At 43.8% G+C, this 14,226-nt stretch carries 14 protein-coding genes; 9 read left to right on the top strand and 5 right to left on the bottom strand.

Annotation, left to right across the window (positions count from 1 at the left end):
• Position 1: 1 nt before the first annotated feature.
• On the top strand, positions 2–2,599 hold the full coding sequence (locus TPET_RS05610) for a valine--tRNA ligase (RefSeq protein WP_004082363.1): 2,598 nt from the start codon (positions 2–4) through the stop codon (positions 2,597–2,599).
• Between the two features lie 30 nt (positions 2,600–2,629).
• Here TPET_RS05610 and TPET_RS05605 read toward each other — a convergent pair whose 3' ends face one another.
• A complete protein-coding gene (locus TPET_RS05605) occupies positions 2,630–3,004 on the bottom strand; it encodes a NifB/NifX family molybdenum-iron cluster-binding protein (RefSeq protein WP_011943640.1) in 375 nt (124 codons plus the stop codon).
• Positions 3,005–3,018: 14 nt separating this feature from the next.
• Positions 3,019–3,438, bottom strand: coding sequence for a 4Fe-4S dicluster domain-containing protein (locus TPET_RS05600; protein ID WP_004082361.1), 420 nt, complete (start codon positions 3,436–3,438; stop codon positions 3,019–3,021).
• A gap of 282 nt (positions 3,439–3,720) precedes the next feature.
• Here TPET_RS05600 and cas6 point away from each other — a divergent pair, with 282 nt between their 5' ends.
• Genes cas6 through TPET_RS05560 form a run of 8 tightly spaced genes read left to right on the top strand, consistent with a single transcriptional unit; the run spans position 3,721 to position 12,081 of the window.
• The gene (gene cas6, locus TPET_RS05595) at positions 3,721–4,473 is read left to right on the top strand and encodes a CRISPR-associated endoribonuclease Cas6 (RefSeq protein ID WP_011943639.1); all 753 of its coding nucleotides are present in this window, start codon (positions 3,721–3,723) and stop codon (positions 4,471–4,473) included.
• A gap of 4 nt (positions 4,474–4,477) precedes the next feature.
• Entirely contained in the window at positions 4,478–6,124 is a 1,647-nt protein-coding gene (locus TPET_RS05590; RefSeq protein WP_011943638.1) for a CRISPR-associated DxTHG motif protein, read from the top strand.
• Between the two features lie 20 nt (positions 6,125–6,144).
• The gene (gene cas10 / locus TPET_RS05585) at positions 6,145–8,328 is read left to right on the top strand and encodes a type III-A CRISPR-associated protein Cas10/Csm1 (protein ID WP_048810871.1); all 2,184 of its coding nucleotides are present in this window, start codon (positions 6,145–6,147) and stop codon (positions 8,326–8,328) included.
• Positions 8,329–8,342: 14 nt separating this feature from the next.
• Complete coding sequence (gene csm2 / locus TPET_RS05580) at positions 8,343–8,765, top strand: type III-A CRISPR-associated protein Csm2 (protein ID WP_004082357.1); 423 nt, start codon at positions 8,343–8,345, stop codon at positions 8,763–8,765.
• Positions 8,766–8,778: 13 nt separating this feature from the next.
• Complete coding sequence (csm3, locus tag TPET_RS05575) at positions 8,779–9,522, top strand: type III-A CRISPR-associated RAMP protein Csm3 (RefSeq protein ID WP_004082356.1); 744 nt, start codon at positions 8,779–8,781, stop codon at positions 9,520–9,522.
• Between the two features lie 17 nt (positions 9,523–9,539).
• Positions 9,540–10,397 carry a type III-A CRISPR-associated RAMP protein Csm4 gene (csm4, locus tag TPET_RS05570; protein ID WP_011943636.1) on the top strand — a complete coding sequence of 286 codons (858 nt, stop codon included), beginning with the start codon at positions 9,540–9,542 and terminating at the stop codon, positions 10,395–10,397.
• Entirely contained in the window at positions 10,394–11,533 is a 1,140-nt protein-coding gene (csm5, locus tag TPET_RS05565; protein WP_011943635.1) for a type III-A CRISPR-associated RAMP protein Csm5, read from the top strand. The genes csm4 and csm5 overlap by 4 nt, the downstream gene beginning before the upstream one ends.
• Entirely contained in the window at positions 11,506–12,081 is a 576-nt protein-coding gene (locus TPET_RS05560; protein ID WP_011943634.1) for a hypothetical protein, read from the top strand. Before csm5 ends, TPET_RS05560 begins: the two co-directional genes overlap by 28 nt.
• Here the strand turns inward: TPET_RS05560 and TPET_RS05555 are convergent.
• From TPET_RS05555 to TPET_RS05545, 3 genes are read right to left on the bottom strand one after another with little or no spacing between them, the layout of a single operon-like run.
• Positions 12,063–12,878 carry a DUF5685 family protein gene (locus TPET_RS05555; RefSeq protein WP_011943633.1) on the bottom strand — a complete coding sequence of 272 codons (816 nt, stop codon included), beginning with the start codon at positions 12,876–12,878 and terminating at the stop codon, positions 12,063–12,065. The genes TPET_RS05560 and TPET_RS05555 overlap by 19 nt on opposite strands.
• Complete coding sequence (locus tag TPET_RS05550; RefSeq protein WP_238374334.1) at positions 12,878–13,342, bottom strand: hypothetical protein; 465 nt, start codon at positions 13,340–13,342, stop codon at positions 12,878–12,880. The genes TPET_RS05555 and TPET_RS05550 overlap by 1 nt, the downstream gene beginning before the upstream one ends.
• The gene (locus tag TPET_RS05545) at positions 13,339–13,689 is read right to left on the bottom strand and encodes a J domain-containing protein (protein WP_011943631.1); all 351 of its coding nucleotides are present in this window, start codon (positions 13,687–13,689) and stop codon (positions 13,339–13,341) included. Before TPET_RS05545 ends, TPET_RS05550 begins: the two co-directional genes overlap by 4 nt.
• Positions 13,690–14,226: the final 537 nt, after the last annotated feature.

Genomic DNA, 14,226 nt, shown 5'->3' with positions numbered 1-14,226 from the left:
AGTGGCAGAACTCTCGACGAGATACAATCCAGCTGAGATAGAGACCAAATGGTACAGATACTGGGAAGAAAAAGGCTACTTCACACCGAAAGGTGTCGGAGAGAAATTCTCCATTGTGATACCGCCTCCAAACATCACCGGAAGGATCCACATGGGGCACGCTCTGAACATAACTCTCCAGGATATCGTGGTCAGATACAAGAGAATGAAAGGGTACGATGTCCTCTGGGTACCCGGAGAAGACCACGCGGGTATCGCTACGCAGAACGCGGTGGAAAAGTTCCTTCTTCAAACACAGGGAAAGACGAGGGAGGAAATCGGAAGAGAAAAGTTCCTTGAGATCACCTGGGAGTGGGCTAACAAATACAGGAGGGAAATAAGAGAACAGATAAAGGCTCTTGGAGCCTCGGTGGACTGGACAAGGGAGAGGTTCACACTGGACGAGGGGCTTAGCAGAGCCGTAAGGAAGGTGTTTGTTGAGCTCTACAGGAAGGGTCTGATATACAGAGGAAAGTACATAGTGAACTGGTGTCCAAGGTGTAAAACGGTGCTCTCGGACGAGGAAGTCGAACACAAGGAACACAAGTCCAAACTCTACTACGTGAAGTATCCCGTCAAAGATTCCGATGAGTACATCGTTGTGGCAACCACAAGACCCGAGACGATGCTCGGTGACACGGCCGTCGCCGTTCACCCGGAGGATGAAAGGTACAAAAACTTCGTCGGTAAGACGCTCATTCTTCCGCTCGTTGGAAGAGAAATACCCGTTGTCGCGGACAAGTACGTTGACCCGAAGTTCGGAACGGGTGCGGTGAAGGTAACCCCTGCGCACGACCCGAACGACTATCTCATAGCTCAAAGACACAACCTTCCAATGATAGAAATCTTCGATGACAACGCGAGGATAAACGAAAACGGTGGAAAATACAAAGGACTGGACAGGTACGAGGCGAGAGAGAAAATAGTGAAGGATCTTGAAGAACAGGGCTTTCTCGTCAAGATAGAGGATTACACTCATTCTGTTGGGCACTGCTACAGATGTGACACGGTGATAGAACCGAAGCTTTCCGACCAGTGGTTCGTTTCCACAAAACCGCTTGCCAAAAGAGCTATTGAGGCCGTAGAAAATGGAGAGATAAGGTTCTTCCCGGAGAGATGGACGAAGGTCTATCTGAACTGGATGTACGAAATCAGGGACTGGTGTATCTCCAGACAGCTCTGGTGGGGCCACAGGATTCCCGTCTGGTACTGTCAGGACTGCGGCCATCTGAACGTCTCCGAAGAAGACGTGGAAAAGTGTGAAAAGTGCGGCTCCACGAATCTGAAACAGGACGAAGACGTGCTCGACACCTGGTTCTCCTCTGCACTCTGGCCGTTTTCGACTCTCGGTTGGCCCGAAGAAACCGAAGACCTAAAGAGGTACTATCCAACAGACCTTCTCGTCACAGGCTTTGACATAATCTTCTTCTGGGTCGCGAGAATGATCATGATGGGATACGAGTTCATGAACGACAAACCTTTCAGCCATGTCTACATTCACCAGCTCGTCAGGGACAAATACGGAAGGAAGATGAGCAAATCTCTCGGAAACGGCATCGATCCCCTCGAGGTGATAGACGAGTACGGTGCCGATCCGATGAGGTTCACCCTCGCAATACTCGCCGCTCAGGGAAGGGACATAAAGCTCGATCCGAGGTACTTCGACGCCTACAAGAAGTTCGCGAACAAGATATGGAACGCCACGAGGTTTGTTTTGATGAACCTTGAAGATTACAAAGAGGTACCTCTCGAAAACCTCAAGACGGTTGACAAATGGATTCTCACGAGACTCAACAAAACGGTGGAAGAGGTCACAAACGCTCTCGAGAACTACGATTTCAACATCGCAGCAAGGACCATTTACAACTTCTTCTGGGATGATTTCTGTGATTGGTACATAGAGGCTTCAAAGCCGAGGTTGAAGACCGAAGAGAGGAACCTTGTTCAGACGGTGCTTGTGAAGGTGCTGGATGCGTCCTTGAGACTCCTTCACCCGTTCATGCCGTTCCTCACAGAAGAGCTCTGGCAGAAACTCCCCGTGGCTGGTGAATCCATAACGATAGCGAAGTGGCCAGAGATCGAAAGAGAACTCATCGATGAAACCGCGGAGAAGGAATTCACCAGACTCATGAACATGGTGCGCGGTGTTAGGAACGTGAGGGCCGAGATGAATCTGCCGCAGTCTCAGAGAGTGAAGGTGTACATCAAGGGCTACGAAGTCACGGAAGAAGAAGAGCTCCTTCTCAAGACTCTCGGAAACATAGAAGAAGTCAGTTTCGTGAACGAAAAACCGCCGAAGACTGCAACAGCCTACGTTGAAGAGGAAATAGAGGCCTACGTGGATCTTGGAGGGCTCATAGATTTCGAAAAGGAAAAAGAGAGATTGAAACAGATCATGGAGAAGATCCAGAAAGAAATAGATCGTCTGGAGAAGAAACTCGCAAACAAAGACTTTGTCGAAAAGGCACCTGAGGAAGTGGTCGAAGAAACGAAAGAAAAACTCAACACCAACAGGGAACGTCTCGCAAGGCTCGAATCCATCCTCAGAGATCTAGAATGAAAAAGAGGGGCCAAAGCCCCTCTTTGTTTTTCAGTGATGTTCGTGGTGGTGATGATCGTGAACTTCGTAGTCTGAATCTTTCAGTTGTCCTGAGAGATACTGGTTCACCACTTCTTTCACCGTTCCAGATGCACCCCTTATCACTTTTACACCCATGGCTTCGAAGGCAGCGATGGCTCTTCTTCCGATACCTCTCACTATCACCAGCTCCGCTCCTTTTTCTTTCACAAAATTTGGGACAGCACCGTGAACATGATCCTGTGCAAGAGGGTTTTCTTCAACACTGATATCCACTATCGTGTTGTCCTTCACCTTCACGAATGCGAAATACGGTGCCCTACCGAAGTGTTCCGATATGGGAGAATCTTTTCCTCTGTTTTCGGAGACGGGAATGGCTATGATCATTGTCTCACCTCCTCTCAGGGTTCGGGTTTGGTTTCCGTTTCCTTTGGTGACAGATGATCTTCGGCCAGGAGAGGCTTTATTATCTCAAAGGCTTTCTTCACAATTTTGTTCTGCGCAACCAGCTTTTTTATATAGGAAGCATCGGGGAAACTTATCGCTCCTGTTGGACAAAGGTTCATGCACGTCTGACACGCGACCATACAGTTGTAAGGACGCGCCACTATCACTTTTCCCTCTTTTTTGTCGAAGTCGAACACTCGTCTTCCGCAGGTTACAAAGCAGATTCCACATGTCACACATTTATCGTAATCGATGGTTGGGTACCACTCTATTTCTTTCCTGTCCACGCCCCACCATGGGACTTTAGAAAGATCACGAACTTCTCGACCAAGGGCATCCTTTCCAATCAACGGAGCGTTCTTTGCCTCTGCCATAGTCTTCCCTCCCCGTTTTGTTCTTCTTCGTGGTAAGGGAAGGGGACATCAATACCCGCACCACCAGCACTGACAGACCTTTCTCACGACTCTCACCTCAGGGAAATTATATACTTTTTGCATATATTTGGTCAAACAAAAAATTGCAGAGTTTGGGGAATTTTTCTTGACCATTAAATCAGAAAGATCATCGATAATGACTATTCAAAGAAAAAAAAGGATAGTATGCAAAGAAAATTTTAATGATAAAATTATCACAAAGACATTCAAGGGGGAAACAGTATGAGATTGAAAGTTTCTTTTCAGGCGATGGAAAGCACTATTCCGTTGAATTACAACTATTTTCTTTCTTCTTTCATCTACAAGAGATTGGCTTCACAGAATGAAAACTTTGCCAGATTCCTTCACGAGAAGGGTTATGGGAAGAGGTTCAAGTTTTTCACTTTTTCACAACTTTTCTTTGAAAATTCCAGAGTCAGCGGTGAGAAAATATTAATATTTCCAGGAAAGGGGTGGTGGTACATCTCATCACCAGTTATTGAGTTCGTCAGGTACATGTTTTCTTCTCTCTCCGAAGATCCCGTGATCAGGGTGGAAAAAACAGAGTTCATCGTGAAATCCATTGACATCGAAAATTCTCTTCCTGATCAGTCGGAGTACCACTTTGTCATGCTGTCACCACTTGTGGTCAGTGTACCAGAAGAAAACAACGGAAAGCTTTACCACAGGTATCTTCATCCGGAAGAAGAAGAGTTCTACGAAGTTTTCAGAAAGAATCTTGTGAAGAAGTACAGGGCTTTTTACGGAAAAGAACCAGAAGGCACTGTTGAAGTCATTCCCGATTGGGATTACATCAAATCACGTCAGCGGATAACCAAAAGGATCAAATTGAAAAACGCGTTCGTCAGAGCTGTGGTTTTCCCGTTCAAAATCAGGGGCGAGAAAAAACTTGTAGAGATCGGCTATGAAGCGGGTTTTGGAGAGAAAAATAGCATGGGATTCGGAATGGTAGCCTTGAAAAAATATGAGAGGTGAAAAGATGGGCGAAGTTGTAAAACTGGTTACATTTCTTGGCCTGGGTAAGTATGAAGAAAGCGAAATTAAAATTAATGGGAATCTTTTAGATGGGTGTGTAAAAAATGATGGCTCCCAGGATATTTTTTGTGTTCGACAATCGATTTTCCCACTAGCATTAATTGAATATCTGAATCATATAGGAAAACAAGTTGAAACAATATTCTTCCTAACAAAAACCGTGAAAGAAAGCAAAACGTGGGATGAGTGTAGAAGATTTTTGAGATCAAATATTAAAGATTTTGAAATACCGGGAGGAGAATCTTCAAGTAACTTGATGAATTTCCTTGTAAGAAACCTTGTGGAAAATTTGGAAAAAGGGGACAGAGTTATACTGGATGTTACTCATTCGTTCAGAAGTATTCCATTGATGGCAAGTGTAGTAGCCCTGTACCTTAAAGAGGCCAAAGATGTTAATGTGAGTGTAGTTTACGGCAAGTACAATAAAGAAACAAAAGTAACAGAGTGCGAAGATTTGACCCCACTAACTAAAGCTACATCATGGATATATGCTGTTCGATTGTTCAAAGAGTATGGATATGCGAAAGAACTCGCTGATTTGATAAAAAAGAGAAATGAAGAAATATACAGGGGAAGTCAAAGTTCGAAAAAACCAAAGCTACTTGGTTCTATGTCTCAAAAACTTCAGGATCTTTCGTCTTCTATACGTCTTGGATCCATAGTAGCCATAAGGAAGAATTTAACCAATTTCTTCAATTTTATTGATAGAAATAAAGCAAGAATAAGAGAGGAGACGGAGGTTTTTGTTCCAGAGATTGCGGCTCTCTTAGATGGGATCGAAAAAAGATACAGGGTTATACATGTGAAATCGGAGAATTTTGAACTGAGCGAAAAAGAATTGGAATCTGAAAAAGAGTTACTGGATTTCTATCTTCAAACAGGAGATTTAGGTATGGCTCTTCGTTTGGCAAGAGAATATCTTATAAATGTCTATTTGATGTCTGGAGGGGAGAAGAGTGATTTCTTGGATAGAAATGTTAGAGAGTCTGTGAGCATTTCAACGTTTGGTTATGATACCATCCTTCAGGCAAGAAATCATGTTGCTCATTTCGGATTCAACAAACTCCAGCTTCCCTCCTTGAAAAAGATAGAAGATCACCTGAAAGTGCTTGTTCAAACCCCACCGGAACAACTTCTGGAGTCTGCGAGAAAAACTCAGCGAAACAGAAAAAGAGCTCTTCTCACTCCTCTCGGTACGACAAAAGGTGCTTTATACACCGTTCTGAAAAAAATTTCACCTGATCTACTCCTGGTTATAACTTCAAAACAGGGAAAAGCTATTCTTTCAGAAATTCTGGAGAAAGCTGAATTCAAGGGTGAATTTAGGGTAATCCTTCTCGAAGACCCTTTTATGGGTGTAAGTGAAATAGATCGAGTAGTATCCGAAATCAAAGAACATCTTTCTGACGTGGATGAAGTGATCGTCAATCTCACAGGTGGAACCACTTTTCTTACGTACGTTATCGAGCGTGCCAAAAATCAAATTAGATACGGAAGAAAAGTAAAAACTATCCTGGCTGTGGACAAGAGAACTTACGAAGAACAAAAGCAGAATCCTTTTGTGGTGGGTGAAATTCTGGAGCTTGATTGAGAAAAGGAGGTGAATCTTCCTTGAAAGACAGAGAAGAGCTTGTTGTTGGGGCTCTCCTGCACGACATAGGAAAGGTCGTAAGAAGGGCGGGGGATGACAGAAGACATCAGATTGCCGGATACGATTTTACAAACAAAGTGAAGAAATTCGCTGTAATTCAGGATTACATTCACTACCATCATGAAAAGGATCTTCTGAAAAAAAGTTTGGAAAACGAAAAGGTTTGGTACGTGTGCTTCGCAGACAACCTCTCGAGCAAAGAAAGAATGACCGAAGGTCAGAAGTTTGAAGAACTTCGAAGAATGGACAACCTCCTCTCAAAGATCCCGGAGGGGGAATCTTCCAGAAACGTCACTTACTTTCCTGCGAAACCAGCCAACGAAGTGGTGGAAGCGGTAAAGGACATGAAAGAAGATCAGAAAACCTACGAGGATCTCTACAGGAGATTTGTCGAAGACGCTCAGAAGATTTCTCCCACACCAGAAGACGTTCAGGAGATTTTTCCCACACCAGATGATGTGAATTTTCTCACTTACAAGTACTTCTCGTTCATTCCTCAGGAAACAAGAGTGGAAGGAGACATGGATATATCGCTCTACGACCATCTGAAGGTCACGGCTATGCTTGCTCTCTCGCTCTATGACTACGCAAAGGAAAACGACCTCAAATTTGAATCCTACCAGGAGATGAAATCACACTTTGAGAATTCCAACGTGAAACCCTTCCTACTTGTTGGGGGAGATGTCTCCGGGATACAGAATTTTATTGCCAACGTCTCTTCAAAAGGAGCTCTCAGATCCTACAGAGGAAGGAGTTTCTTCATAGAAATTCTCCAGGAAGTCGTTGTGGATGAGATTCTTGATAAAACAGGCTTTTACAGGACAAACGTTCACTTCATAGGAGGAGGACATTTCCACCTTGTTCTGTCCAACACAGAGAAGGTGAAGAAAGCCCTCGAAGAGATCAGAAACGAGCTGAACGAATGGTTCAGAAATAGGGGTCTTTCACTCCACCTTGTGATCGAATCTGTTGAATTTTCGGTGAAAGACGTGGAAGACATGTCCGAGGTTTTCAAGAAGATCGGTGAAAAGTTGAACGAAAGAAAATACAGAATGTACACGGAAAAAGACCTCGAAGCGATCTTCCCCGATGATTTGAATCTGATCCAGGAGAAGGGAAACCACACCTGCAAAATCTGTGGAAACAGAGTGGACAGGCTCTTTTCCATTCGAGAAGGAGAAGAAGAAATCGCCTGTGATTTTTGCAAGGAAATGTACGAGCTTGGAAAAGACCTTCTCATAAAATCTCACGTGTATCTTGCTGAAAGAAAGAATGGAAAGTTCGAGATTTTTAAGAGAAAATTCGATTTCTCGAGAGAACCGGGAGAGGGTTTCAGCTACAAGTTGAGAAGGATATACGAATTCTCGGAAAAAGAAAAGAACGTCAGAAGAATACAGGTGGTGACGTATTTCGAAGAACAGGAGTTCGAGAAAATCGCAGAAAAAGCACCTGGCAAAAAAATAGCGAGCCTCCTTGTTGACGTTGACAACCTTGGAAAGATCTTTCTCAAGGGCTTAAAGAAAAAGACCCTTTCCAGATACAGCACCCTCTCAAGGCTCATGAGCTTTTTCTTCAAAGAAAGAGTAGAGAGCATTGTTGAAAGAAAGAACGTTATGGTGATCTATTCTGGCGGAGACGATCTCTATCTGGTTGGTGGATGGAATGATGTTCTGGATGTGGCAAAAGAGTTGAGAGAGGCGTTTGGAAGATTCACAGCGAACGACTTCATGACGTTCTCCGCGGGATACGTGATCACCGATGAGAAAACGAGTATGAGCCTCATAAGAGAAATGTCTGAAAGAGCCGAAAGCGCTGCCAAGAGATCCGGAAAGAACAGCATAGCATTTTCGAACAGAAACTACTATGCGGTAAAGTGGAACACCTTCTTCGAAATGTACAACTTTTATCAAGAGTTGAAGGAAATAGCAGACAAAGTGGACAGAAGTGTCATTAGAAAGGCTTTGAATCTCACAAGAGAAGAGTCTCCTCTGAACAAAGCCTTCCTCGCCTACATAGAAGCAAGGGAGAACAAAGACGAAGACAAAAGAGTGGCAAATCTCATGAGAGAGAACATAGATCACCTCGGTGAAAACGCCTTGAATGTAATCCTCCAGTTTGTGGATCTTCTCTCAAGAAAAAGCTGAAGGAGGGATGAGCGGTGGCAGTTTCTCAGGGTGTTTCTCTCAAAGAAGATTTGAAGGACCTTGTGAGAAAGGCAGAGGAAATCGGAAGGGAACTTTCTGGAAAGCTGAAGACAAACCAGCTCAGAAAGTTTCATGGTCACTTAACCAAAATCTGGAGCAACTACATCTACAAAAAGAAGGACTACAGGGATAACCCGGAGAAGTTCAACGAAGAGATCCTTAACGAGCTTCACTTCATGAAGATATTTCTCGCATATCAGGTTGGAAGGGATATCGAAGGTATCAGTGAATTGAAGGAGATACTTGAACCTCTCATAGACGAGATAAAGACTCCTGACGAGTTTGAGAAATTCAAAAAGTTCTACGATGCAATCCTTGCGTATCACAAATTCCATTCTGAATCCGAAAAAAGCAACAGAAGGACAGCCAGAAGATAAGGAGGGATGAGCGGTGGAAAGGCCGATACTCGGAAAGTACATCATAAAGGGAAAGATCATTCTGGAAACAGGTCTTAGGATCGGAGGTCAGGAGCTCGGTGTGAACATCGGTGGTATAGACAATCCCGTTATCAGAAATCCTCTCACGGGAGAACCCTACATCCCCGGAAGCTCTGTGAAAGGAAAGATGAGAAGCCTGATGGAAAGGTTGTTGAATCTGGATATATCTGGGAACAAGGTAAGAAGACACGAATGCGAAGAAAGGGAATGCAAAGTCTGCAGGGTGTTTGGTTCGACCTCGAAAGAAGGAAATAACATCCCTTCACGCCTTCTTGTCAGAGATGCGTTCCTCACGGAAGATTCGAAAACGAAACTCCTCAGCATGGAAACCGACCTTCCATACACGGAATGGAAAACAGAGAACGCACTGGACAGAGTCACCTGTAAAGCCGATCCGAGAAGCTTTGAAAGAATTCCCGCAGGTGCGGAATTTGAATTCGAGATCATCTACACAGCAGAGAACGAAAAGCACATAAAGGAAGACCTCGAAAATATAGCCACAGCTCTGGAGCTTCTCGAAGACGACTATCTCGGTGGAAACGGAAGCAGAGGATACGGAAAAGTGAAGTTCAGTATAGAAAAAGTGATCTTCAAGAGCGCCGATTACTACAAAGGAGAGGGAACACCCGTAGAAAAAGAGGTCAAAGGTGGTGTTGAGGGCTTTAAGAAAGCCATCCCCGAAATCGTGAAAGGGTGATAGGAGTGCGCCTTCTGGTGAAGATGAGTTTCAGAAGTGGTTTCAGGGTGGGTAGGGGGAACGAGACCGATTCCACCCTCCCCACCATCCATTCCGATACCATCTACGGTGCTGTTGTGTACCACGCTTTCAAGTGGTCTGAGAAAGCCGAGGACTTTGCGAGAAAGTTGAAGGTCTCTTCTCTTCTGTTCGTTCGCGGTGATCGCCTTCTTGTTCCAAAACCTTTTCTTTACAACACCTATTCGTTGGAAGAAGATGATGAGGAAAGTCCAAAGGAGCTGAAGAAAGCAAGTTACGTTTTCCTGGACAAGCTTGCTAATTATCAGTCGATAAAGAAAGCAAGCGGTGCTGTCTGCAAGGAAAATCCGGTGGAGATAGTGAGGATTCCAAGAAATTCCCTCGACAGGATAACGAGTTCCTCCAATCTCTACTTTGTGGAAGTTGCTTTCGTAAAAGAGGGGTTCACCCCAGCATTTCTGGCAGAATTTCCCGATGAATACGAGGATCTTTTCAAAACAGCTGTCAAGTCTCTTGGAGATAGTGGAATAGGCGCTGACTCAACTTACGGATACGGACTTTTCAATGCTGAGTTCGAAAATGCTCCAGATTTCCCGGAAGAGGGTGAGTACTATCTCACCCTGTCGCTGTTTGTGCCTTCCACAGAAGAGAGAGCAAAGATAAACGAAGGATACTACAGGATAATAAAAAGACGTGGCGTGAAACACGACGAAATGAAAGTGAAGAAAGAGCTTTTCTATGTTCAGGAAGGTTCTGTGTTTCCTTTCAAGCCAGAGGGCCGTGGGGTGTTGAAGATAGAGGACTATTTTGTTCAGACGTCTCCACTCTGCGTGGCTTTCGGTGGTGATAGGAAATGAAGGTGACTCTCAAAACACTGACCCCCCTTCACATAGGAAGCGGTGAAAAATATCCTCCATGCAACCTTGTTGTTCTAAAAGAAGAAGACAACAAAAAAACAGCTGTGAGGCTTAATACAAGAAAATTTCTTGAAGTTTTGAGGAAACGTCCTCAAATCACAAAGGAGCTTTCTAAAACTCTCACTTTGAAGGAAGTAGAAAACGTGGAAGATGGTGTTTTCTATGAAGTAAGCCTCTACTCAGATTTCTCAAGTGGAAAAAGAAATCCGGAGATTCCTGAAGTTGTTCACCATCCCGACGGAAGCGTTTATATCCCAGGAAGTTCGTTGAAGGGCGCTGTAAAACTTGCACTCACCTGGCACGTTTTGAGGAACAACAGGAATCTTCTTGAAGAATTCCGCAAGAGGGTACAGGAAGATATTAAAAATCATAAAAAAAATCATAAAAGAACATTCTACGGGACCAATGAATTTCTGAATGGATTGTTCAGATTCGATCCAAGAGGGATCAACACCGACTACTTCCGCTTTCTCAGAATTTCTGATTCTCAAACACTGAAAACTCAGGTGGTTGTGCACGATGTCGGGATCTTCTACGTAGCTCGTCCCAACAGTCACCCCAAAACTTTCTCTCTGGAGTTTGTTCCTATCAACAGAGATTTCGTCTTTGATGTGAGGTTTGTGAAAGAAGAATACGATTACTTTCTCACACACGTGAGAAAACACTACAGAGTAGAACTTCCCAAAAGTATTGAAGAGATCTTTTCGATCGTGAACGAGTTCTACTCTGAAGTTTTCAAATTCGAAAGAGAACGCTTTGAAAAGGCAAAGGAGAATTTTAAAGGTCTTGACACCAGCAAGATCGAAGAGAGATTCCAAAAGATAGAGAAAGTGCTTCAAAACAAGAAGTACGTACTCATACACGTAGGATACGGAGGAGGACTCATGGCAAATTCGCTCTTCATTCTCCTTGACGAGGAAACAAGAAAACAGGTGAGAAACATTATAAAGGATCATAAAGATGACGAAGCTCCTCTCACGAGGAGATACCTCGTTCAGAGTGAAAACAACAGTTACAGAGTGATATCTCCGATAGGATGGTGCGCGCTGTGGTTGGAAGATTCCCAATCTACGTAGAAGAAGAGTTCATATCGGATGAAAAGAAGTGGGAGTTTGTCCTCTCAAAAATCGAGTCCATCGATCCAGCGGTGGCTTCCTTCGTGGAAGAAGCACCGGATGGAACAATGAGGGTGATCGGTCCGTTTCGGGCGAGGAGTGGTTACGCTCTTGTTATCTCCTCGCCCCTTTCTTCGCTCTTTCACTTCTTGGTTCTCAACGTTCCCCGTGTTTTGAACGCAGTCGTGAAACCCGGAAGAGCCTACGTCGAAATATACGAAAAGAGAGATCTTTTCGACTCACCCGGGGTGTTCACTTTGAAGGTGAAAGGAGCAAAGGGTTTCTCACTGAAGCAGACGAAAGAAGACATGAAACTCTTCCTCGGTGTCGAGGTTGAACCTGCCTTCCAGCCGGTTTCTCTGAGAAGCACAAAAAACGGTGTTATCATGACCTTGAAAACCCTCACCCCTGAAACAACCGCTCTGGTGAAACTCTCGAGGCTTTGCGGTACCGGTGAGAACAGAAGGTACGGACATGGAGATGTGGAGATCTACAGGATCGTTGAGTGATTTAAGTTACAGGTTTTGCCTATCAAAACGTTTTCTGTGATGAATGGTATCCCAAGGTATACGATGTTATCAAGTATAGTCTTGTTCCTCTTTATATCGAGAAGGTCGTAAGCCTTCCACATTTCATCAATACATTTCTTCAGTTGGGGTCTCAGTTCGGATCGCGCCTTTTCAAGGTCACCGTTGTATTTCTTGACGAGCGGGTTGAACACGTTTTTTCTCTTATCCTTTTCAAAGTCATCCAGTGCGTCTATGATGTAGAGCCATTTTCCAAGGGACAGACCAAGGTAGTAAAGAATTTTTCTCTGGGTTTCTTCCTTAACCATTTTGCTGAGGATTGTTCCAACTATTTTGCCCTGTTTTTCTGCGAGGATTTCGAAATCTTGTTCCTTTCTTTCCATTTCGTAGAAGTTCTCAAAAAGTCTGGATATTTCGGGATCTTTCTTCAAAAAAGCGCTCGCAAATAGATAAACAGGATTTTTTCTGTCTATGTAGTTGTCTTTCAACTTTTCACGGAGGAGAGCAACGAAGATACGAGCCACTTCGTCTATTTCACTCGAGGAGTAAAAATCCACCTTTTTGAGGGTGAAGATGCAGAGTTCTCTTTTTCTTTTCAAATCGCTGTTGTTCAGACTTGAAAGAAGAAGTCCAAGTGATGCGGCTTCGTAGGTGAGGAGGAAACGCGGAATGATTGAATACTTTTTCAAAGCTTTGCAGACACCGCAGTAGTACCTTCTAAATTCTTCGTACTCCTTCACTTTCAGTTCGCACTTCAAGGGTTTGATATATCCAAACATCAATTTTTCCCCCTGATGATTCTGAGAAGTTCTTGAAGGATCCGGTTGTACAGATAGTCATAGACGAAGAACGCAACCTGAACTCCAAGAAAGCCGAGTGCGTAGAGAAAAAAGGAAACATCAGGTAGTTCAGCATTGAAGAATTTTGAGGCAAAAAGCACCAAAAGCAGTGTAGAAGCGTTCAAGTAGAGAAACCTGATGAGAATCGGTTTCTTTCTGAGAAAACCGTAAAAAGAAAGCACGAAAAAGAGCGAAGCATAGCCTGGATTAGGAACAAGAAGAAACACAAGAACATTCGTAGCGATTATGATTGGAACAGATCCGACCCCGAAAAGTTCCACAAGAACCCCTGTGAAAACACTGCTCAAAGCGGCAAAGAATATCTTGCTCTTCGTGAAGTTTCCAATGTAGAGTAGAAGAACAACGAGAGCGGAAATGAGCCCCCCATAAGCGACTTTCTTCACATGCAAGGGATGCAGTCCCCCCCGCACGCTTCACAGCAGGTATCTGTACACCACGCACACCCAAGACATGCAAGTATGTCACGGCAGTCGTCGTTCCCTCTGTATCTGTATCCCATGGAATAGAACGTGTTAAACACATTTTCCTGCCTGGGCGTTTCTGAAAACTCACCACTCATCAATACAGCGTACGCTTCGTTGATCTGCTTCATTTTTTCTTCCGCAAGATCCCTGAGAGGATGATCCTTGTATCGGTCTGGATGGTACTTTTTCACCAGCTCTCTGTAAGCTTTCTCTATCTCTTCTTTTGAAGCACCGGGTGGAACACCAAGAACTTCGTAGGGATTCACAAAGATCACCTCCACGGCGAAAGCTTCTCTGATATTTTAACATCTGGAAGTATTTCAGAAGGTGATGTTAGAAAAATCTTTATTAGTCTAATCTTAATGTATTTTATGCATACAAACCAGGTTAGTTCCAATCATTCACAAAGTAGGTGATGTGTGTACTTGGCATTGGAAGATCGATACAGAGTATGCAATTACCGGTAACGAAAAATTTCATGCGCCTTTCTGGTACCGGAAGCTATGCGTTAAAAAGGGAATAATGGATGATATGAAGAGACAATATGAAGAGAATTTGTGGTAATCGATGACGTGTAAGTGCTTTGAATTCGAGAAATTAGTAGTTAACTTCTAACACACTGAGGAATACCTTCTTTCATCTATTTGTGAAACATGGAACTAATCGATTTTCACCAAAAACACCTCAAAATGCCCCGACGTAGGTTGATATAATTTATCTTCTGTTTTTTGCTTGTGTTCTTTTCTTGTTTGACTATGCAATTATTCCATTTTTCCAAACAGTACTTGAAGGTGCTCTCTTGT

It is taken from the genome of Thermotoga petrophila RKU-1 (genome assembly GCF_000016785.1).
GTDB lineage: Bacteria > Thermotogota > Thermotogae > Thermotogales > Thermotogaceae > Thermotoga > Thermotoga petrophila.
The sequence above is the reverse complement of the archived record's forward strand: the minus strand, read 5'-3'. Positions and strand labels throughout refer to the sequence as shown.

Coding starts and splice junctions, on each gene's coding strand:
- TPET_RS05555 (WP_011943633.1), bottom strand. CDS start 12,878: ATGTTTGGATATATCAAACCCTTGAAGTGCGAACTGAAAGTGAAGGAG.
- csm5 (WP_011943635.1), top strand. CDS start 10,394: ATGAAGGTGACTCTCAAAACACTGACCCCCCTTCACATAGGAAGCGGT.
- cas6 (WP_011943639.1), top strand. CDS start 3,721: ATGAGATTGAAAGTTTCTTTTCAGGCGATGGAAAGCACTATTCCGTTG.
- TPET_RS05590 (WP_011943638.1), top strand. CDS start 4,478: ATGGGCGAAGTTGTAAAACTGGTTACATTTCTTGGCCTGGGTAAGTAT.
- TPET_RS05605 (WP_011943640.1), bottom strand. CDS start 3,004: ATGATCATAGCCATTCCCGTCTCCGAAAACAGAGGAAAAGATTCTCCC.
- TPET_RS05600 (WP_004082361.1), bottom strand. CDS start 3,438: ATGGCAGAGGCAAAGAACGCTCCGTTGATTGGAAAGGATGCCCTTGGT.